Here is a 20407-nt window from a genome sequence, read left to right on the forward strand (position 1 = left end):
GCTCCGGGCTCCGGGCTCCGGGCTCCGGGCTCCGGGCTCCGGGCTCCGGGCTCCGGGCTCCGGGCTCCGGGCTCCGGGCTCCGGGCTCCGGGCTCCGGGCTCCGGGCTCCGGGCTCCGGGCTCCGGGGAGCCTCGCTAGCACATCTCAAAGCCGGCTACAACCCTTCGAAACGTTCCACAGGCGCGCGGGGCCAGGGCCCCGGTGGACGGCGATCCACCGATCGCAGGGTACTCGCCGATCGGGAGCCACCTCGACCGGTCGACGGATCCCGCTCAGGGAAGGCGCGCGATGCTCTGGCCGATGCCGACGACCTTCCCGCGTCGAAGCGGCCATGGTGGGGGAGGATGGCCACCACGCCGGAACGGGGCGTTGTCGGGAAACTCAGGGGCTTCCGGGGAAGGGGACTCATGCTTGACCCGCACTGGGTTTTCGTCGGCGCGGCGCTGGGGTTGATCGGTAGTCTGCGGTACGCGTTCGCGACGGCGCGAGGGGCCGCCCGCCCCAATCTCGTGACATGGTCCCTGTGGGCCGCCGCGCCGCTGATCGGGTTCTTCGCCCAGCTCAGTTCGGGGGTGGGACCGCAATCCGCCCTCACCCTCGCCGCCGGGTTGGGGCCACTCATCGTCGTTCTGTCGGCGCTCCTGACCGCGCACAGCCGGGTGCGTGTGGGGCTCTTCGACCTCGGGTGTGCGGCTGTGGCGCTGATCGCCCTTGTCATCTGGTTCGGTCTGGGACAAGCGTCCCTGGCGGTGGTCGCCGCCGCCTCGGCCGACGCGGTGGCTGCTCTGCCGACGATCAGGAAGGCGTGGAGCGACCCCGAGTCCGAGAATCTGCTCTTCTATGTCCTGGTGTGCCTCGGTGCCGTCATCACGCTGCTGACGATCGACAGCTGGGAGCCGGAGTCCTGGGTCTTCGCGGTCTACATCGTGGCGCTCACCACCCTCCTCACCGCCATCATCAGCGGCCGACGCGGGTTGTCGCGGCGCGCGTAGCGGGGAAGGGCCAGTGACGCCCGGCGTGATCCGCGCCCCACCCCCGGTCGCCCGCCGTGCCGTCCACCCGCCCGGGACCTGATGACATGCTCGCGGCGTGGCCGGTGTGTGGTCCCCCAGCGGTCCCCGGGAGACCATCGTCGATTCGCACGAGTGGGCGAACAGACGTGGCGGTGGAGACTCAGACGTTCCCAGAGACACGTCATCTTTGAGGTCGGGGGAGGGCTCTTGCGAGGGCTGGCGACTCGTGTGCCTCGGCACCCGGTTGGCCACGAGGCCCCTGTCGGTACGTCAGTTGGCCGTTCACGGGCTCTGTTCCTGCGGGAGTTGTTCCAACCAGTCCCAGAGGGAGCGTTCGCGCTCGGGGTTGTACGACTCCTTGGAAGACGGCACGGCTTTGGTCCGGTGAATGTAGGCGCCTGTCGCGGCGGGGGTGGTGCCGAGGACAGCGTCGGCGAGTTTCCTGCCCGCGGGGACGGTGGTGTCCACCAGGGGAGTGGCAGCCAGTGCCGGGACGACCCACCGCATCAGGAAGGGGAACGCACCGCCGGCTTCCCGCGCGAGTCCTGTTCCGACGACCAGGCTGGGGTTGTACGCGACGATGTCCACACCTTCGGGCAGCTGGCGGGACCACTCGTGGACCAGGTAGATGCCGCCGAGCTTGCTGGTGACGTACGCACGGCGGCCGGCCCGGACGTTTCCGGAGCGGTCGTACGCGCCAGGTCGGGAGATGTCCGGGACGGCCCACCGGGGCGAGGGCATGGTCCCTCCGGTGTGCCGGAGGTCGCCGAAGTGCGCGTCGCTGACCGTGACGACGATGCGGGCCGGTGGGCGCAGGTGGGGGTGGAGTTGTCGCAGGAGCTGGTGGGTGGACATGACGTTCACGGCGAACGTCCGCTCGTAGCCGTCGACCGTCGTCTCCAGCGCATTGGCCAGGTGCACCCCCGCGTTGAGGACCAGGCCCCACAGCGGCGGCAGGGCGCCGGAGTCCAGGAGGTCTTCGAGCCGCGCGCCGGCGGCGGCGACATCGGCCCTGCTCGCCAGATCGATGTCGACGTGTGAGACGTGCGGCGAGATCGCGCGCAGTAGCGGCAGTGTCTCGCCGGCGGAGGAGGCCCGTCCGAGAACGACCAGGTGGGTGTCGGGGCGGCGCCTGAGGATGTCCCGCGCGGCCTCGAAGCCGATCCCTCGGGTGGCGCCGGTCATGATCAGGGATCGTTCCGCTGTGGTCATGGGGGAGTCTCCTGAGCTGAGGGCGGTGGCGCCGACCTGCGCCGACGTCCGCGTTCCGCGTTCCACGTTCTGCGACACCACCGACCCTGACGCGGTCTCCGACCGTCAGGGAGACCGCCTTGAGGCTGGTATCCACAGGGCCACTGTCCGACCGGGAACTCGCCCCACGGGGAGGGACAATGAACCCATGCGAGGAGACGAGCGGTCAGACCTGGGCGAGTACCTACGTCACCACCGCTCCCGGACGGCGCCCCCGGACCGGCCCGGAGCCTCCCCGCTGTCCCGCCGCCGCGTCCCGGGTCTGCGACGTCAGGAACTCGCCGACATGGCGGGCCTCTCGGTCGAGTACTACACCCGCCTCGAACAGGGCCGCGCCGTCCACCCGTCGCGGGAGATCCTCACCGCACTGGCCCGGGCGTTCCGGCTCTCCAGCCCCGAACGCGACCACCTCTTCCGCCTCGCCGGCGAGCGCACCCCGCCCTCTCGGGCACCCACCACCAAGATCCGCTCCGGGCTCCGGCAGCTGCTCGACGGACTGAACAACGTCATGCCCGTCACCGTCCACGACGGCCGCCTCGACATACTCGCCTTCAACACCGCCGCCGCAGACCTGTTCGGCCCCCTCTTCGGCGACGGACGCTTCGGCCGCAACATCGCCCACCAGGCATTCACCGCAACGGGACTCGACAAAGTGCTCGGCACCAAGGGAGCCGAACAACTGGCCCGGGTAGCCACCGCCGAACTCCGCAAAGCACTCAGCCACTACCCCGAAGACCCCTACCTCCGCTCCCTGTTCCGCGAACTCACGACAAAGTGCCCCGAGTTCGACCGCCACTGGCAGAAGGGCGAGATCGGCACCTGGAGTTCCGTGATGAAGCACGTGAACCACCCGACCAAGGGCCCGCTCATCTACGACAGCGAAATGCTCCACGACCCCGAGAACGACCACTGGGTCCTGCTCTTCACTCCCCACCAGCCCTGAGAGGTGTTCCCCCGCCGCAGTGCGGTACCCACATGCGGAACGGTCACTCCCTGTCCCGATGCGCCGCCTCACGGCGCGGGCGATCAGTGAGCTCTTTCAGCGTGGCCGCTGATCGGGTGACGGGTTCGATGCCCGCAACGCACGAGGCTCCTGCGCCGTTGGGGGAGGTGTTCGAAGTCTCAACCCACAGGCACGGGAGCCGCGTTGGTTCGGTATTCTGCCGCACTCGACCTTCCCCACGCCCTGGTCGAGTGGGTCACGATACTCATCGTCACCCGCGAGGGTGACCGCCGCTGCAAGCTCCCACCGCACCAGCGTGCCCTGGTCGGCCTTGTGTACCTGCGCCGGCACGACACCCTCGCCCAGCTTGCTGACGGGTTCGGCATCCACGTCGGCACCGCCCACGCCTACACGTCAGCCGTCGTCGCCCTGCTCGTCGACCGCGCACCTGGCCTGCTGCGCGCCCTGCGCGAGGCAAACCCGGACTACGTCCTGCTCGACGGCACCCTCGCGGAGTGCGGCCGGGTTGGCGACAGCCGGGCCGACTTCTCCCACAAGCACCGCCGACATGGGGTGAACGTACAGGTGGTGACTAACCCCGTCGGGAAGCCGCTGTGGATCTCGCCGACGCTGCCCGGCCGCGCGCACGATCTCACCGCGGCCCGCACGCACCGGATCTTCCGGATCCGCGAATGCCAGGGCGTTCCAGTCTTCGCCGACCGCGCCTACATGGGAGCCGGACAACGGTGACGACACCCCTCAGGCGCCCACCAGGCCGTGACCTGACACCGACCCAGCACACCGTCAACCGCGCGCCGTCCACAACGCGTCGCCCACGATCCACGGCCTGTCGCTCACACCCCCACGAACGGCTCAATCCTCACACCGGGCACGGCCACCAGCACCACATCAAAAGATCGTGTTACGAGCTCTTGGCTGCCCGGATTGTTCCTTGATGAAGGGCGGATCGCCGCGGTTGCGTGGCTGTCGGGCGTGGCTTGCTGTGGAGGGGTCCCAGTAACTGGTAGTTGTGAACTTTGACGTTCCGTACGCGTGCGATCTAGGGTGATCTGAGGTCTAGTCCTGGGGGTGGGGCATGGTGCGTGCGTCCGACTGGAGTCCAGTGGACATGGAACGGGACCCCACGCCCGGCGATCCGGATGAGGTTCGGGAACTGGCCGATGATCTTCAGGAGTTCGCTGACGATGTCGGCGAGGCGCTTGGCAAGATCCGTGGCTTGGCCTCGGAGCGTGCGGTGATGGACTGGGCGGGGCTGTCAGCGGAAGCCTTTCGTGCCGAGTTCGATGGTGTGCCGGGCAACCTGACCAAGTTGGAGGAGAGCTACTCCCTCTGCGCGCAGGCGCTCCAAGCTTATTGGCCGAAGCTCCAGACCGCGCAGGGCATGGCGGACCGGGCATTGGACCGGGCGATCTCCGCGCAGTCCGATCTCACCTCCGCACAGTCGGCGTTAGGCGACGCCGAGGACTGGGTCGGCCGCGCCGGAGACGAGGCCGAACGGCTGCAACGTGAGGGCGAACGGGAGAACGTCGAGCCGCCGAGCGAGGACGATGTTCGCGCTGCGGCCCGTGACCACCAGGCTGCGCAAGCGGCAGCCGGGGCAGCCAGGTCCCAGGCGAGTGACGCGGAGGAGCGCCTCACTGCTGCGCGCCAACTTGCCCGGGAAGCCGAGGAGATGCGCGAGGAGGCGGCACATGAGTGCGCCCGCGACATCGACGAGGCCTCCGACGCCGGTATCCAGAACCGGCGTTGGTGGGAGAAGGCCATCAAGTGGGCGACCGACAACTGGGACACCCTGGTCGAGATCTGCAAGGTCATCGTCGCCGTTCTCGGCGTCGTCGTTATGATCATCGGCGGCCCGCTGGCCTGGGTGGTCCTGGCCGCCGCTCTCGTCGTTCTCGCCGACACCCTCATCAAGTTCGCACGTGGAGAAGCCGGACTCCTCGACGTGGCGTTTGCGGCATTCGACTGTATCCCGGGGCTGAAAGGGTTGACGACTCTTGGCGGGCTCGCGCGGGGCCTTCGTGGAGTTGCGTCAGCGGGGCGCACTGGCCTGCGTGGGCTCGCACAGGGGGCACGCGGTCTCGGCCGGAACGTGCGGGAACGAGCGGTGGATTGGGGGCGCCGCAACTTTTCCCCCGACCCGGTGGACTTCGCCACCGGCGAGGTGGGGTGGCCGTCGACTGACCTTGACCTGCCCGGCGTCCTCCCCCTGGTCCTGCGGCGTCATCACCTTTCCTCCTATCGGGACGGCCGACTCTTCGGGCGCACCTGGGCCTCCACGCTCGACCAGCGACTCATCCTGGAGGAACACGGCGTCCGGTTCCTCGCCGAGGACGGGAAAGAGCTGCACTACCCCGTTCCGCTCGCCGACGTGGATAGCCCGGTACTGCCTGTTGAAGGTTCTCGATGGCCGCTGAGTTGGGATGGACAGCCAGGCTCTGAGTTTCGAGTCCATCAGCAGGACAGTGGTCTGACGTTCCGGTTCGCGCCGGTTACCGGGCACAGCCCTTCCGAGTGCCTCCTACTGGCGATCGAGGATCGCAATGGCAATGTAATCACACTGAGTTACGACGAACATGGTGTGCCCACGGAGGTGCGGCATTCCGGCGGTTATCGTGTCGGTGTCGCGGTCTTGGAGGGCCGCGTCACCTCGTTGCGACTCCTGAGCCATCCCGGCCAGCCCCTGTTGCGAGCGTACGAGTACGACGAGTCGAGAAACCTCGCGAAGGTCTATAATTCGTCAGGTCTGCCCCTTGAATACTCGTATGACGAGGCCCAGCGGCTCACACGTTGGGAGGACCGGAATGGCGTGTGGTACCGCTACGAGTATGACGAAGCCGGGCGATGTGTCTTCGGTACGGGCACCTATGGCGTGCTTGAGTATCGGTACCGCTATGAACCCGAGGAGCACCGCACCACGGCGATCGACTCTCTGGGCAACGCCAAGGTTTACCAGTTCAACGACTGCTTTCAACTTGTTGCCGAAACGGACGCCTTGGGCCGCAAGACGCTGCGCACCTGGGACCGCTATGACCGCGCCATGACGGTCACCGACCCCCTGGGACACATGACCCGCTTCGAGTACGACGAGAGCGGACACCTCGCGGCCTTGACGCGCCCCAATGGAGGGACCGTGCGGGTTGAGTACAACGAACTTGGCCTGGTCACCAGTCTCACTGAGGCGGATGGCTCGCTCTGGCGGCAGTCCTTCGACGCACTGGGTAACCGGACCGCGGTCCTCGATCCGGCAGGACATCGCACCCGCTATACCCACGACGAACACGGCGGTCTGTCCTCGTTCACCGAGGCCACGGGAGAGACCACGCGCTTCGAGTGTGACGCCGCGGGGTTGCCACTCTCCGCCACGGACCCGCTGGGTGAGAGGACCAGCTACCGCCGGGATGCCTTCGGCCGGGTCATTGAACAGGTCAGCCCACTGGGTGCCCGCCAGCGTGTGGAGTACGCCCCCGATGGCAGACCGCTGCGAAAAGTTGACCCCCTGGGGGGTGTGCAGACCTGGGAGTGGGATGCCGAGGGTAACCTTCTGCGTCACGTCGATGAGCATGGTGGTGTCACCCGCTTCGAGTACGGTCCGTTCGACCTGCTGACTGCCCGCAGCGAACCGGACGGCGCCCGCTACGAGTTCCTGCGTGACGCGGAGACCCGCGTCACCCGGGTGATCGCCCCTCTGGGGCACACCTGGGAGTACGTCTACGACGCGGCGGGTCACCTGGTTGAGGAAACGGACTACGACGGTCGCACCAGCACCTACACCGTCGACCCCCTGGGCCGGGTCCTCTCCCGTACCAATGCCACCGCCCAAACCGTCACCTATCGTCGTGACTCGCTGGGCAACATCATTGAGAAGCGTGCCGGTGATCAGGTCACCACCTACGACTACGACCTTCTGGGACGTCTGACGGCCGCCGAGGAGCCCGCGTGTCATCTCGGGATCCAACGCGATCAGTTGGGGAGGATCCTGTCCGAGACCGTCGACGGCCTTACGCTCATCCACACCTATGACGGGACGGGGCGCCCACTCTCCCGGACCACTCCTGGCGGAGTCGTCAGCATCTGGGCCTACGACGACGCGGGACGCGCCGCGACCCTGACCACCGCCGGTCGCACGCTCAGCCTTCGGCGGGACGCCGAGGGACGGCTGACCGAACGGAGCCTGGGTAGCGACATCGTGCTCGGGCAGGGGTGGGACGGCATGGGGCGGCTGACGAACCAGTCACTCACCCTTGTCGGGCAGCAGGTTCGAGACCGCGGGTACGCCTATCGGTCCGATCACCACCTCAGGCGCATCACCGACAACTCGGTGGGAACCGTGGACGAACTGACGCTGGACCAGATTGGCCGCGTCACCGCTGTCGCCCGGCCCTGGGGCGCTGAGTCGTATGCCTATGATCTCGCAGGGAACCAGCTTGCCGCCCATCTCACGGGGAGCGGAGGCAGCTTCCCGGGTGCTGCGGAGCATGACGGCGAGCGTACCTTCACCGGCAGCCGGGTCACGCGCGCCGGCCGCTTCCGCTACACGTACGACCAGGCCGGGCGCACGGTAACGCGTCAGAAGACGATGTTGTCCAGAAAGCCCGAGACCTGGCGATACGAATGGGATGCCGAAGACCGTCTGGTGCTCGCCATCACTCCCGACGGCGAGCGCTGGCACTACCGTTACGACCCCCTGGGGCGCCGAGTGGCCAAGGAGCGGCTGGCCGAGGACGGACGGGTTGTCGAACGGACCCGGTTCACATGGGACGATTTCACACTCGTCGAGGAGACCGGCACCGGTCGGCCTGGCGGCGAGTCGGTCGCACGCACCTGGGAGTACGAGGGGCCGCGCCCCGTCGTCCAGGTGGACAGCGCCGGGGGACCGCGATCAGACGACATCGATCGCCGTTTTTTCGCGATCATCACCGACTTGGTGGGAACGCCCACTGAACTGGTCGATGAGGCCGGGGCTATCGCCTGGCGATCGCACACCACGCTGTGGGGCCTTGTCACCCACGAATTGCCCGGTGGCACCGAGACGCCACTGCGCTTCCCAGGGCAATACCACGATAGGGAGACGGGTTGGCACCACAACGTCTTCCGGCACTACGACCCGGCTACCGCACGGTTCACCACCCCTGACCCGTTGGGGCTCGCGGCGGCGCCGAATCACTATGGTTACGTCCACAACCCGTGCACGCTGGCCGACCCGCTGGGACTGACCGGGGAGGAGATCCTTCCGCCCGGCTACACTTCCTCCCCTGCGCTGGAAGGCGACCCCTACCATCCCGACATGGTCGCGGAACGCAGCCAGCAGAACCGGGATGTGTACGGGCCGTCCGTGACCGAGCGTGCACGGGAATTGGGCTACGACCGGCGCATCCCACCCAATCGGGCACCGTTCGACTCCCATCGCCAGCCGGTCTTCTCCAACGGTAGGAACTACATCACCCCTGATGTGGACGGTCACAATGTCGCTGATGGCTGGAAGATGTTCGACAGGCGCGGCAGGCGCACCGGCACCTACGATTCGGCGCTGAACTATGTCAAGAAGTGACGTATTCGCTATCACCCTCGACCCGGGACAGCTGTCTCCGGACGCGATAGGGCAGGTCGAGGCGCTGGGCGTTATCCGTATCGGAGACTTTCAGGAAGAATTCCACGCGAGTCTCAGCTTCTGGAGCGCTGATGACTACCGTCGCAGTTGGCGAGTTGCGTTCTCCGCTCTTGCCGATGATCCGGCCGCGACATCGTGTCTGGTGACATCCATCACCGACCCGGCGACCAGCAATTTCATCTTCTGCTGGCCGCTATACCGCTCGGACGAGACCGTGTTCGTCCAGAATTCCCTCATCTTTCTGGAAGAACTTACCTGCCCCTTCGACCCGGCGGTGCCGTGGCGCTCGGTCCTGCCGCGAGAGACGGTCGGTGAGGAGGGTCAGCCGATCTCTGAATGGACGACCAACATGACGGCGCTGCGAGACTTCTTCTCCGACTGAAGGAGCGACCTCCGGCCGTGATATCGCAGCGTAGGGCCCGCTAGAGGCTGTCCCGTAAATGCTGGTCAGAGGTGCGATGATCTTGCCGTGGCTGGTGTGATCACGGCGTCGGAGCCCTCTTGGATAGGTCCGTTCACCGGGCTGAGCCCTCGGCAGTTCAACAAGCTCATCACCGCGCTGCGGCGTGAGGGATCCGGTCCGCGAGGGCCGTCCATGGTCGCTGCTGTTGGCAGACCGGGTGTTGCTGGTGGCCGCGTACTGGCGCAACAGCCTCATTCTGCGTCAACTTGCCTCGCTGTTCGGAGCACAACGTCTCCCACCGCAAGGTCCGGGCCCGCGTCGAGCACGCCTTCGCCCGCACGAAGAACTGGAAGATCCTCCGCGACTGCCGATTCAAGGGCGACGGCGTCCACGGCGAAGCGGCATCGACGCGTCTTGAACGTCCTCATGGGACACGCTGTGCGGTGTGGGGTGGTGAAGGAGAACCCATTGCCCAGGGGCACGGCACCAGCCTCAAGGCCGCCACCACGGTCGACAAGCGGTACCTGCTCAACCCAAGGCAGACCGCCGACCTCCTGGCCTGGGTACAGCGCCGGCCGCGGGGCGGCGAACGTCTCCACGCCTACTTCGCCACCCTCTACTACGCCGGTCTCCGACCGGAAGAGGCCGTCGCGCTACGCGTCGCGGATATCCGCTCTCCCGATGACGAAGACGACGCCCGGTTGGGTGAGTTGGTCGTCCACACTGCCACACCGGAAATAGGCAGGCACGGGACGAACTCTGGCAAGGTCCACGACGAGCGACGCCTCAAGGGGCGCGCTGAGGGGGAGGTTCGGGTTGTTCCCTGCCTCCCGGCGCTGGTGAAGATTCTGCGTGGCCACATGGACCGCGAGGGGCTCCGAGACGAGGCGCCTGTGTTCCGGGGGAAGAGGGGCGACCGACTGGCGGGCTCGGTGATCCGGCACGCGAGGAGACTCTCACCCCGGCCGAGTACACCTCACCGCTCGGGCGCAGGGTCTACGACTTGCGGCACACCTGTCTGACCACGTGGCTGAACAACGGCGCCCCACCCGCCGACGTGGCCGAGTGGGCCGGGAACAGCGCCCCCGTCCTCCTCAGTACCTACGCCCGCTGTCTGCATGGACAGAAGAGGGACCTGCAACGATGGATCGAGGCCGCCCAGGACCTCACCGGAAGGGCCGTCGTCCCGGCCCCGCCGACGGAAAACTTGGACACGCGTTTGACGCGCGGGGTCTGGTGGGCGCGGCTCGGCTCGTTGGAGAGCCGTGGGCTCGGGCCCCGCCCGCCCCGAACGAGCTCCGCGCCACCGTGTGAGGCGCTTCTGCGCCCAACCCGGTGGTACGAGAGGGCCGTTGACAATGCGTCAACATGCGCTATGCCGTGAGGACACCGCGGTGGTAACGGAGAGCCCACACGACGACGCCGACGAGGCCGGCGGTGAGGACGGCGGTCCCCGTGACCGAGCCGGTGGCGGCGAAGACGCCGCCGAAGCCCGCCACGCCCAGAGCCGCGCCCACGGCGAGGCTGGTCTCCTGGAGCGCCGCGGCGCGTGCCACGTCCCTGGGGGGAAGGCTACCGAGCAGGTACGCGTCTCCGGACGCCATGGAGACCCCCACTCCCAGGCCGATCAGGAAGCTGGCCGGCCACAGGCCGACAAAGGCGGCCACCACCAGTCCGACCGCACAGGTGACCAGGCTGACCTGGAGGACGTGGACGGGAGAGAACCGGGACTGCACCTTGTGGAACGCGTAGCTGCCGAGCGAGACCCACAACGCCAACACCGAGACGGGCAGTACGGAGAGAATCGAATCCGCCGTCGTGCTGAAGAGGAAGACCGACCCGGTGTAGCACGCGGAACCGACGACGAGTGCGAGCGAACAGGCGCCCAGTCGCGAGAAGGGGAGCATCCGCACGTCGATGAGCGGGTCCCTGGAGCGGAGCTGGCGCATGCAGAAGGCCGCCAGGACAACACAGCCGAGGGTGGTCGCCAGCACCCGCCCGAGTGCGGCGCCGTGGCTCTGCAGGCCCGCCACGAAAAGCCCGAAGCCGACGAACGCGAGAGCCGAGGAGGCGACATCGATCTTGGCCGATGCCGCCTGTCCCAGATGCATGTCGCGCAACTTCAGCGTCGCGAGGGCACAGCACACCAGAGCGACCGCCGCCGGAGACCAGAACAGCAGCGCGTGCGCGTCGATGTCCACGAGCACCCGGCCGAGCAACGGCCCCACACCGGCTCCCACGCTGTATGTGGTGATCCACAGGGTGTAACCCAGCGTGCGCTCGGCGGTGTTGGGTAGCCCACCGATGACGGAGGCGACGCTGGAGACGATCAGCGCGTAGCCGAAGCCCTGCACGAAGCGGGTCGCCGTCCATGCCGCCGGTGAGTCGAGCAGCGCGGGACCCGCGCTCGCTATAGCGAACACGAGAAGGCCGATCGACAACGTCACGCCGGGCCCCATCCGCGCGCCCAGGCGCGACCCGAGAACGACGCACGAGGCCAGCGCGATCGTGTAGCCGTCGATGAACCACAGTCGCCACGAATCAGTCAGGACCGGCAGGTCGTAGGCGATGGAGTTGAACAGCGTGGAATCCACACCGCCGAGAAACATCGGCACCAGGAGCAGCGGAAAGAGAACTTTTCTGGAGACGGATCGAGTCCGGGCGCCGCGCGGCACCGCGCCTTCCGCTTCTGCTTGCGCCCCCAGGTTGAACCTGCCAAGATGGTTCCATGTCCACGATGCGAGTTCCCGAGTTCCGCCTCGGCGCGGTGCTGGCGACCAGCTTCACGGCGACCCTCACAGAGCGGCAGGGCGAGCCGGTGGAGCGCATCCCCACGCCATCCCGCCTGGTGGACTGGCTGGCAGTCAACGGACTCGTGGTCGACTCCTGCTCCCCGTCCCAACTCGACCGTGCCCGAGAGCTCAGGGAAGCCATCCACGCGGCGGCCACAGCCGTCGCGCGACAGGAACCGCTTCCCTCTCCGGCTGTCCACGTCATCAACGACCGCAGCGTTCACGGTCACGCCTCACCCGTCCTGACCTTCGAGGGAAACTGGGAGTGGCGGCTCGCCTCCCGTTCCGTCGAGGACGCCCTCAGCGTGATCGCGGCCGACGCGGTCAGCATCATCTCGGGAGAGCGTCCCGGAAAGATCTCCCTGTGCGCCTCACCGACGTGCCGCGCCGCGTTCTTCGACGTGAGTCGAGGCCGCACGCGGAGATGGTGCGAGATGAACACGTGTGGGAACCGCAAGAAGAAGCAGCGCTTCCTCGCCAGCAAGCACCAAAGGTCCGCCTTCACCAGCTGACCCGCCCCTGCGGCGCGCCTTCCTCCTCGTAGAAAACCCCGCCTTCGGCCCCGTTCACATCCGGAGGGGCCCACTGCGCACGATCGCACACGACGCGCGAAGTGGCTTATTGAGCGCAAGTGGCACGGCGTGACCATGCGACTGACTGCGGCCTTCCGAGTCCCGGCCATCTGTACTTCGAGGCCGTGGTGGGCGGCGGCGCGAGCGTCAGCGGCTCGGGCCGCCGCCCGTTGGCGTTGACGCGGGGCCGGGCTCGGGGTGGCGGAGGAAGGCCGGTCGTCTGCGGCTGGTGCGTATCGGGGGCACGGGCGCGGGTTCGAGGGTCGGATCGGTGAGTGTGGTGGTGAAGGTGGCGAGCAGCGGGGTCGGCGTGGCCTGGGTGAGGGGGCCCACCAGGCTGGCTGGCCGCGGCCCGCGCCGATCTGCCACGCCGTCGAGGGGCGGGTGAACGCGTCGGCGTTCGGTCGGTGGGGCGATGAGGTGTGGATGAGGACGGCTTGGACACCGGGAACGACGAAAGGCCCGCTGAGCCGGGAGGAAACCTCCCCGCTCAGCGGGCCTTCGACACCGTCGGGACGGCGGGATTTGAACCCACGACCCCTTGCCCCCCCAGTACATCGCGGTTGGGCGTCTCGTCAGGTCAACGGTGTTCGGGTGCACGATTACACGTGCTGTCGAGCCGGGGTGGTTCGGCAGCGTGCATGACGTGCGGTCCCAGAGCGGTCCCAAGGTCGGTCGCCACGTGTGGCAGGTGAAGCGCTCGTGATCGCAAGTGGCCAACTTGCTAAAAGGATTAGACACGACGGCTGGAGCCGATGGAATGGGGCCAGAACTCGTCCGGTGGGGGCAGGATGACTGCCCAGTACATCCAGGAGACCGGACCGGGGTACTCGTGCGGCTGATCAAGGAGATCTCATGAACTTCCGGGAGACGGTCGCCGGATTCCGCGACGCGGCGGAACTCGACGGCCTCGACAACGCTTGGCGCTGGTCGCCAGCGCCCGGTATTGACTTCGCCGGCGCGCTCTCCGACGACGGACGCAGACTCATCCAGACCAGCAGCCGCGACTCCTACCGGGATGACCTCGCGGTAGCGACCCTGCGGTTCGCCCGCGAACGGGAGGAAGAGCTCTTCGCCAGGAACCCGCACCTGGGGTCGGCCGCGGGGTTCGCCGCACCGGACGGGGCACATTTTGACGCGGTGGCCGGCGCCGCACCGGCCGTGCACCGCTTCTACCATGTGGAGTTGCCCGAGCTGACACCGCTGGTCCGGGTCGTCTTCCCGGCCTACGTGTGCGAGTTCTCCGGTGACGAGACCCTGGAAGAGTCGATCACGCGCTACCGCATGCTCCAGGTCACGCGATGGGAGCGCGGCCCGGTCCCCTTCCTGAAGATGCGGTTCGCGAACACCAGGACACTGGGGCGCAGCACGAACGAGGGACGGGGCCTCACCGACCTTGCCGTCCTCGAACGCGAACTACAGCTGATGGACGACGCCCCGGGCAGCTTCGTCGAGTTCGAGAACCGGCACGCCCACGTGTGGCGCGTGGAATGGCACGGAGCCTGGTACATCGCGGAATGGGACACCCAGGAGGGCACACCACGCCAAATCTCCCTCGACGCCCTTCTCGCCTTCGCTCCTTCCTGCCTGACCGAATGAATCACGGCAACGGGGCAGTGGTCCACGTTCCCGTTCCCTCAGTCAGTAGGGCCGGTGGTCGGTGCCGAGGCCGGCGGTGACGGTCAGGAGGGAGGACGGGCCCGTCATGTCGACGGCGTGCCACGTTCCGGCCGGGTTGACGGTGGCCTGGCCCGGTGCGAGCACGACGCGCTCGGGCGTCCCGCCCGGGTCGCGGATGACCGTGACCGATCCGCTGAGGCAGACGATCAGTTCGTCGCCGGCGAAGTCCTCGACGGGGCGTGCCCTCGATCCCAGTCCTCATAGGTGGACGGGGGTGGTGCGCAGGTCGATGGCGTGGGGTGTGTGGTCGACGAGTCCCATGCCGGTGATCGTCGCCGCGCGGGGGTCGGCCGGTCTTGAAGGAAAGGGAACGGAAGCCCTCGCGCGCGGGGCCTGGTCCGCCGGGAAGCGGCCGACGGATGAGGCCGTTCCGGTCGCTACTCGGCCCGCAGGACGAAGAACAGGAAGGACAGGAAGCGTGGCATGGCCGCGATGGTCTCGGGAAACCGTTCGCGGGCGGCGGGATCAGGGTCCGGCTCGCTGATGACCGTGATCCGGAAACCGGCCCCGAGGAACGCCTCGGTCGTCGCGTGCAGCGGCCTGTGCCAGCGACTCACCAGGGCGGACTGGCTGCCGATGGTCCACTCCGAGGTCCACCTCGTGGTGTCGAAGTAGTCGCAGTCGGCCTCGCGGCCGGCCTCGCGGTGGATGAGGGCGACGGCGAAGGGATGGTCGACGGAAGCGATCAGCCGGCCGCCGGGCTTGAGCACGCGTCGCAGCTCGGCCAGGGCTGGCCCCCAGTCCTCCGGGTAGTGCAGCACCAGGGACGCGACGACATCGTCGAACGTGTCATCCGGGTAGGGAAGCGGGCCGCCCAGGTCCGTCACCCGCAGGTCCGCGTCGTCGCCGAGCCGCCGCCGGGCCAGCTCCAGCATCCCGGCGCTGGAGTCGAAGCCGCTCACCACGGCGCCACGGTCGCGCAGTTCGGCGGAGAGGAGCCCCGATCCGCAGCCGGCGTCGAGGACGCGCCGGCCGGCCACGTTTCCGGCGAGAGCCAGCATCGCGGGACGCTCGTAGTAGGCGTTGACCAGGTTGGTCTCGTTCACGGCCGCGTACGCCCTGGCGAAGCCGTCGTAGTCGTTGACCTTCGGCGGATCGACACCTTCCGCGGATGGCGAGGCCAGCCTGACGGACATCACGTGTTCTTGCTGCTGACTGGAGGTCATGGTGCGGGGGACGTGTGCCGAGGCGTTCCGGTTCCGCGCCCCCGGGGGCCCGTTGATACACGACTGAGCGGTGGCCGTGCGGCGTTCGATACGCGGGTGAGGCCCGGCGGCGGATCGCCGCGTTCAGGATCGGAGGCCGGACGGGGCGGCCGGACGCCGTTCCCTCCGTTACGGATCCGTCGGCGCGCTTGCTCGGCGGGGTTGAAGGGAGCCGGGTGCAGATGCGCGAGTGGATAAGTTCCAAGGCGGTCGCCGTTCTGACGGCGGTGGTCGCCGCGGGCGCGACGGTGGTGACCGCCCTGCCGGCGCAGGGCGTCGTGGGCGGTGACGAGTCGACCGAGGCCTACTCGTTCATGGGGTCGTTCCAATTGGACTATCCCGCGCCGCCGCGCGACGACCAGCACGGCTGCGGGGTGTCGGTCCTCGCGCCGCAGTGGGTTCTGACCGCCAGCCACTGTGCCGGCCGGAACCCGACCGGGGCGAAGGTGGGTGTCCCCCAGGGCTGGAAGGTCCGGGTCGGGTCACTGGACACCGACTCCGGCGGCGAGGTCGCCGAGGTCGACCACTACTACCGGCTGGCGACCAACCACGACGAGGGCGGGTTCTGGGGCCGCGACGTGGCGCTGCTGCACCTGCGGAACCCGGTCGAGGCCGAACCCGTGCCGATCGCCTCGTCCACGCCCGCGGACAACTCGCCGGTCCGCATCATGGGCTGGGGCATGACCTGCGACGACAGTACCGATCCCGCGTGTTACCCCACGCGGCTGCGGGAGGCCGACACCGTCGTGCAGCCGAGCTCGACGTGTCTTTCGCACGACGAGGGTGAGTTGTGCGTCGGCAGCGAGGACGGCGCTGTCGCCGCGTCGAACATGGACTCCGGGGGGCCCGCGCTGGTCCGCGAGAGCGGCCAGTGGGCGGTGGCCGGTGTGGTCAGCGGCCCCGACGCGAGCGGCAAGACGCTGTACACCGATGTCACCCGGCACGCCGACTGGATCAACGGCATCATCACCGGCACCGACGTGCCCGCCGACGACCACATACCGAACGTGGAGGGCGCGGCGGACCTCGGCACCTGCGCGGGCTCGGTGGTCAGCACCCCGGCCTCCCGGCCGGAGGACCCGGCCCTGTTGCTGACCAACGGTCACTGCGTGGAGGGAGAGCGGCCCGCGCCCGGAGCGGCGCTGGTGGACCAGCCGGCCGACCGCGAGGTGCCGATCGCCGACCGTCAGGGCTACCCGCGGACCACCGCCCGGGCCGAGCGGTTGGTGTACGCGACGATGACCGGCACCGACATCGCGCTCTACCGCCTGGACAAGACCTACGCGCAGTTGGAGGCCGAGGGCGCGAAAGTCTTCCGACTCGCCTCTGATCCCGTACGCGCGGGTGACCCGCTGACCCTGGCGTACACCAGCGCCCGACTCTCCTGCGAGGCCGATGCCGTGGTGCCCCACCTGCGGGAAGGCGGCTACCAGCAGGACAACTCGATACGTTACGCGACCAGCGGTGACTGCGCGCCCTGGCCCGGCACCTCCGGTTCGCCGCTGCTGGCCCCCGACGGCGACACGGTCGTGGGCATCCACAACACGCACAACAGGGACGGCGAGGAGTGCACCGACAACAACCCCTGCGAAGTGGCCTCTGACGGAACCGTCACCTCCGTGCGGGGCCGCGGCTACGGCCAGCAGGTCCACCTGATCGCGGACTGCCTCACCGAGGGGTCGGTGCTGGACCTGTCCCGCGAGGGTTGCGTCCTCACCGGTGCCCCGTCCGGTGCCGGCCAGGAAACGGGACAGTAGCCCCTGCCCCGGTGAGCCTGACCCGTTCGACAATTCGGCGGTGAAGGCCCCGCCGTCGCATCATGGACCTTCCACACCTACGTCCGATGGGGAGAGATGTCGGTTCCAGCGGCCGGGGGAAACGCCCCGGCGCCCGTGACGGTCCTGCTCGTCGAGGACGACGAGGTGATCCGGAAGTCGGTCACGATGGCGCTGGAACGCTACGGCTACCGGGTCGCCTCCGCCGGTGACGGGCTGAGCGGGCTCGAAGCGTTCGAGGAGGGCGGGCACGACCTGCTGTTGCTGGACGTCATGCTGCCGGAGCTGGACGGCATCGGGCTGTGCCGCCGGATCCGGGAGAGCAGCACGGCCCCCATCCTGATGATGTCGGCCCGCGGGGACAACCTGGACGTCGTGTCAGGACTGGAGGCCGGCGCCGACGACTACGTCGTCAAGCCGGTCGACACCGCGGTGCTGGTGGCCAGGATCCGCTCGCTGCTGCGCCGCGCGAGGTTCACGCCGACCGCCGCGCCCGTGGACCCGCCCGCCGCCGCGACGGCGGGCGGATCCACGGCCCGGCTCGTCTTCGGGGACCTGGTCATCGACACGGCGGGCCTGGAGGTGTTCCTCGCCGGCGAGCAGCTCTCGCTGGCCCCCACCGAACTGCGGCTGCTGCTGGAGTTCGCCGCGCACCCCGGCATCGTCCTGGACCGGCAGACCCTGCTGCACAACGTCTGGGACCACGACTGGGACGGCGACAGCCGCGTGGTCGACCTGTGCGTGCAGCGGCTGCGAAAGAAGATCGACGCCGAGCGCATCGAGACGGTTCGGGGCTTCGGCTACAAACTGAGGCGCTGACATGCGGACCCCGAGGCCCCTGCCCGACGCGGGAACCGGGCGGACCCTGTTCCACTGGCGCTCGCTGCGCTGGAAGATCGCCCTGCTGGTGGCCACGGCGTGCTGCGGCATCGCGCTGACGGTCGGGCTGCTGGTGCACGACACCACGTACGAACGGTCGATGAACGACGGCGTGGCCCGTGCGTACACCGCTCTCGACACCGCCCTCTCCACGGAGACCGGCGGCGGGGCCGAGACCGGGGCCGACGACCTGGTGCATATCCCCGAGGCGATGCCGGCGGACCTGGTCCGGATGGTGCGCGAGCACGGGAGCGGCGCCCTGTACGACGAGAACAACGAGTACGCACCGCGGATGTGGGCCGGCAGACGGATGCCGGACGGGCAACTGGCGGCGCTCTCGGTCGACATGACCCCCGACCAGCTCAGCCGCCGCGCCCTCGACCGGCACATGTGGACGTACTCCCTGGCCGCGCTGGCCGTCATCGTGCCCCTGTCCGCCCTCGCCGCCGAACTCCCCAACCGGCGCCTGCGGCGGGTGGCGCGCACCGCACGGCGTATCGCCTCCGGCGACCTGGCCGCCAGGACCGCGGTGGGCGGCCGGCCGGGCGACGAGATCACCGAGATCTCGGCCACCGTCGACTCCATGGCCGACAGCCTGCAGGACCGGCTGCGCAACGAGCAGCGCTTCACCGCCGACGTCGCCCACGAACTGCGCACCCCGCTGATGGGGCTGGTCACCTCCGCCGAACTGCTCCCGGAGAGCGAGGCGACCGACCTCGTCAGGAACCGGGTCCGGGTGCTGCGCGGCCTCGTCGAGGACCTGTTGGAGATCGCCCGCCTCGACGCCGGCGTGGAACGAGCCGACCTGCGGCTCGTCGCCCTCCCCGACGTGGTCCGGGAGTCGCTGGCCCGCACCGGCCTCGACGCACGGCTCACGGTCGGCGCCGCGCCCGCCGTGGTGGAGACGGACCCCCGCCGACTCGACCGGATCCTCGCCAACCTGGTCGTCAACGCCCACCGCCACGGCGCCGGGCCGGTCGAGGTCGGGGTCGAGGGCGCGACCGTCGTCGTCCGCGACCACGGCGCCGGCTATCCCGACAGCCTCCTCGCCGAAGGTCCGCAGCGTTTTCGCACCGGGGCGGCCGAGCGCGGCCGCGGACACGGCCTCGGACTGACCCTCGCCTCGGGCCAGGCCCAGGTCATCGGCGCCTCGCTGCTCTTCTCGAACGCCGCCGCCGACGACGGGGGCGGCGGAGCCGTCGCCACGCTCCGGCTGCCCCGGGCGGGCGACTGACGCACCTCACCGCCACCCGGCGGACGACCGGTTGACCGCCCGCACGGGGGCGTCCCCGCGCGGTGCGGTGGTCCTTGCACCGGAAGGCGCGAAAGGCCCGCTGAACTGGGAGAATTCCTTCCTCTCAACGAGCCTCGCACCGTGCCGGGACGGCGGGATTCGAAACCACGGCCCCTTGACATCCGAGTCGAGTACTCCGCCTTGAGCGGCACGACACAGTTCGCCGCCATCGCCCGCCTTCGTCCCACCGGCGACGGACCGCAGCACTCAAGACTCTCGCCCGCCGGGTCCAGGCTCTGACCGCAGAACACGAGGCCCTCACCCCCGCCCTGGACACTGCCGCCACCGGGCATAACCCTGGCCTGCGCGCCGCGTTCGGTGTCGGCCCCGACCCGCGACCCAGCTCCTGGTCACCGCCGGCGGCAACGCTGACCGTCTACGCACGGAGGCGTCTCCGCGGCGCTCTGCGGCGTCGCACCTGTCCCCGCACCCAGCGGCAGGACCAACCGTCACCGTTTCTCCCGGGGCGACGACCGTGGACCGGACTCCGACCTTTACCGCATCTCTCTCGTCCGTATGTCCAGCGACGCCCGCATCCGCGGGTATGCCGCCCGGCAGATCGCCGCCGGACGCACGAAGAAGGAGATCATCCGCCTGCTCAAGCGGGCGATCGCCCGGGAGATCCACGGATCGAAGTGGCGGCCCGGCTGGCGTTGCACTGCGCTTAGCCGGGCGGCGCCCGCCGTCGTTGCAGGGTTCGGGTACCGGGCCGGGCGCGGACTGCGACAGGGCAGTGGGGTGGTGCCGCACGTGGCGGCCTGGGCGGTGGTCTTCGACCGGCGCACTCACGCCGTGTTCCCCTGGTTGAGTCGTGCTTGGCCATCGGGTCGGTCGAGGTCAGGGAGTGGGGCGGGCTGAGGAACTGTTCGTCCATGCCACGTCGAACTGCTGGAGGGCTATCGAGTTGGCGACTGTGCGTCGTCGGCTTTGACGCTCCGTCCCGGCCATTTCTATGATGATCTTAGTT

Annotated in this window: 13 protein-coding genes and 3 pseudogenes; 12 read left to right on the forward strand and 4 right to left on the reverse strand. The window is 68.8% G+C overall.

The window, feature by feature from the left end:
- Positions 1-408 precede the first annotated feature (408 nt).
- The gene (locus FH715_RS21740) at positions 409-993 is read left to right on the forward strand and encodes a hypothetical protein (protein ID WP_139647942.1); all 585 of its coding nucleotides are present in this window, start codon (positions 409-411) and stop codon (positions 991-993) included.
- 303 nt (positions 994-1296) lie between these two features.
- Here the strand turns inward: FH715_RS21740 and FH715_RS21745 are convergent, their stop codons facing one another.
- The gene (locus FH715_RS21745) at positions 1297-2226 is read right to left on the reverse strand and encodes an SDR family NAD(P)-dependent oxidoreductase (RefSeq protein WP_139647944.1); all 930 of its coding nucleotides are present in this window, start codon (positions 2224-2226) and stop codon (positions 1297-1299) included.
- Positions 2227-2413: 187 nt separating this feature from the next.
- Between FH715_RS21745 and FH715_RS21750 the strand changes: the two genes are divergently transcribed.
- The 6 genes and pseudogenes from FH715_RS21750 (at position 2414) to FH715_RS29590 (ending at position 10265) form a co-directional block, all read left to right on the forward strand.
- Positions 2414-3208: a helix-turn-helix transcriptional regulator gene (locus FH715_RS21750; RefSeq protein ID WP_139647947.1), complete on the forward strand. Its 795-nt coding sequence runs from the start codon at positions 2414-2416 to the stop codon at positions 3206-3208.
- Positions 3209-3412: 204 nt separating this feature from the next.
- Positions 3413-4044 (forward strand): annotated as a pseudogene (locus FH715_RS21755) (transposase); the annotation flags it as partial.
- A gap of 293 nt (positions 4045-4337) precedes the next feature.
- The gene (locus FH715_RS21760) at positions 4338-8780 is read left to right on the forward strand and encodes an RHS repeat-associated core domain-containing protein (RefSeq protein ID WP_170184788.1); all 4443 of its coding nucleotides are present in this window, start codon (positions 4338-4340) and stop codon (positions 8778-8780) included.
- Positions 8767-9222 carry a hypothetical protein gene (locus FH715_RS21765; RefSeq protein WP_170184789.1) on the forward strand — a complete coding sequence of 152 codons (456 nt, stop codon included), beginning with the start codon at positions 8767-8769 and terminating at the stop codon, positions 9220-9222. The genes FH715_RS21760 and FH715_RS21765 overlap by 14 nt, the downstream gene beginning before the upstream one ends.
- Positions 9223-9309: 87 nt before the next feature.
- Positions 9310-9535: pseudogene (locus tag FH715_RS21770) on the forward strand (IS5/IS1182 family transposase); the annotation flags it as partial.
- Complete coding sequence (locus tag FH715_RS29590) at positions 9510-10265, forward strand: hypothetical protein (RefSeq protein ID WP_425472762.1); 756 nt, start codon at positions 9510-9512, stop codon at positions 10263-10265. The pseudogene FH715_RS21770 and the gene FH715_RS29590, both read left to right, overlap by 26 nt.
- Positions 10266-10616: 351 nt before the next feature.
- On the opposite strand, the gene FH715_RS21775 is transcribed toward FH715_RS29590, so the two are convergent.
- On the reverse strand, positions 10617-11852 hold the full coding sequence (locus FH715_RS21775) for an MFS transporter (protein ID WP_246108889.1): 1236 nt from the start codon (positions 11850-11852) through the stop codon (positions 10617-10619).
- Between the two features lie 119 nt (positions 11853-11971).
- On the opposite strand from FH715_RS21775, the gene FH715_RS21780 reads away from it, so the two are divergent.
- Both FH715_RS21780 and FH715_RS21785 read left to right on the forward strand, forming a co-directional pair.
- Entirely contained in the window at positions 11972-12547 is a 576-nt protein-coding gene (locus FH715_RS21780) for a CGNR zinc finger domain-containing protein (RefSeq protein WP_139647953.1), read from the forward strand.
- Between the two features lie 915 nt (positions 12548-13462).
- On the forward strand, positions 13463-14206 hold the full coding sequence (locus tag FH715_RS21785) for a hypothetical protein (RefSeq protein WP_139647955.1): 744 nt from the start codon (positions 13463-13465) through the stop codon (positions 14204-14206).
- A gap of 42 nt (positions 14207-14248) precedes the next feature.
- On the opposite strand, the pseudogene FH715_RS21790 reads toward FH715_RS21785, so the two are convergent.
- Both FH715_RS21790 and FH715_RS21795 read right to left on the reverse strand, forming a co-directional pair.
- Positions 14249-14548, reverse strand: a pseudogene (locus FH715_RS21790) (cupin domain-containing protein).
- A gap of 116 nt (positions 14549-14664) precedes the next feature.
- A complete protein-coding gene (locus tag FH715_RS21795) occupies positions 14665-15453 on the reverse strand; it encodes a class I SAM-dependent methyltransferase (protein WP_139647957.1) in 789 nt (262 codons plus the stop codon).
- A gap of 221 nt (positions 15454-15674) precedes the next feature.
- Between FH715_RS21795 and FH715_RS21800 the strand changes: the two genes are divergently transcribed.
- The 3 genes from FH715_RS21800 to FH715_RS21810 all read left to right on the forward strand — a co-directional run bounded on the left by FH715_RS21800 (position 15675) and on the right by FH715_RS21810 (position 19380).
- On the forward strand, positions 15675-17249 hold the full coding sequence (locus tag FH715_RS21800; protein WP_139647959.1) for a trypsin-like serine protease: 1575 nt from the start codon (positions 15675-15677) through the stop codon (positions 17247-17249).
- A gap of 96 nt (positions 17250-17345) precedes the next feature.
- Positions 17346-18086 carry a two-component system response regulator CseB gene (gene cseB / locus FH715_RS21805; RefSeq protein ID WP_139647961.1) on the forward strand — a complete coding sequence of 247 codons (741 nt, stop codon included), beginning with the start codon at positions 17346-17348 and terminating at the stop codon, positions 18084-18086.
- Position 18087: 1 nt separating this feature from the next.
- Positions 18088-19380 carry a sensor histidine kinase gene (locus FH715_RS21810; RefSeq protein WP_139647963.1) on the forward strand — a complete coding sequence of 431 codons (1293 nt, stop codon included), beginning with the start codon at positions 18088-18090 and terminating at the stop codon, positions 19378-19380.
- Positions 19381-20407 lie beyond the last annotated feature (1027 nt).

The sequence above is a fragment of the Streptomyces sedi genome (assembly GCF_006335015.1).
Taxonomy (GTDB): Bacteria; Actinomycetota; Actinomycetes; order Streptomycetales; family Streptomycetaceae; genus Streptomyces; species Streptomyces sedi.

Coding starts and splice junctions, on each gene's coding strand:
- FH715_RS21740 (WP_139647942.1), top strand. CDS start 409: ATGCTTGACCCGCACTGGGTTTTCGTCGGCGCGGCGCTGGGGTTGATC.
- FH715_RS21745 (WP_139647944.1), bottom strand. CDS start 2,226: ATGACCACAGCGGAACGATCCCTGATCATGACCGGCGCCACCCGAGGG.
- FH715_RS21750 (WP_139647947.1), top strand. CDS start 2,414: ATGCGAGGAGACGAGCGGTCAGACCTGGGCGAGTACCTACGTCACCAC.
- FH715_RS21760 (WP_170184788.1), top strand. CDS start 4,338: ATGGAACGGGACCCCACGCCCGGCGATCCGGATGAGGTTCGGGAACTG.
- FH715_RS21765 (WP_170184789.1), top strand. CDS start 8,767: ATGTCAAGAAGTGACGTATTCGCTATCACCCTCGACCCGGGACAGCTG.
- FH715_RS21775 (WP_246108889.1), bottom strand. CDS start 11,852: ATGTTTCTCGGCGGTGTGGATTCCACGCTGTTCAACTCCATCGCCTAC.
- FH715_RS21780 (WP_139647953.1), top strand. CDS start 11,972: ATGTCCACGATGCGAGTTCCCGAGTTCCGCCTCGGCGCGGTGCTGGCG.
- FH715_RS21785 (WP_139647955.1), top strand. CDS start 13,463: ATGAACTTCCGGGAGACGGTCGCCGGATTCCGCGACGCGGCGGAACTC.
- FH715_RS21795 (WP_139647957.1), bottom strand. CDS start 15,453: ATGACCTCCAGTCAGCAGCAAGAACACGTGATGTCCGTCAGGCTGGCC.
- FH715_RS21800 (WP_139647959.1), top strand. CDS start 15,675: ATGCGCGAGTGGATAAGTTCCAAGGCGGTCGCCGTTCTGACGGCGGTG.
- cseB (WP_139647961.1), top strand. CDS start 17,346: ATGTCGGTTCCAGCGGCCGGGGGAAACGCCCCGGCGCCCGTGACGGTC.
- FH715_RS21810 (WP_139647963.1), top strand. CDS start 18,088: ATGCGGACCCCGAGGCCCCTGCCCGACGCGGGAACCGGGCGGACCCTG.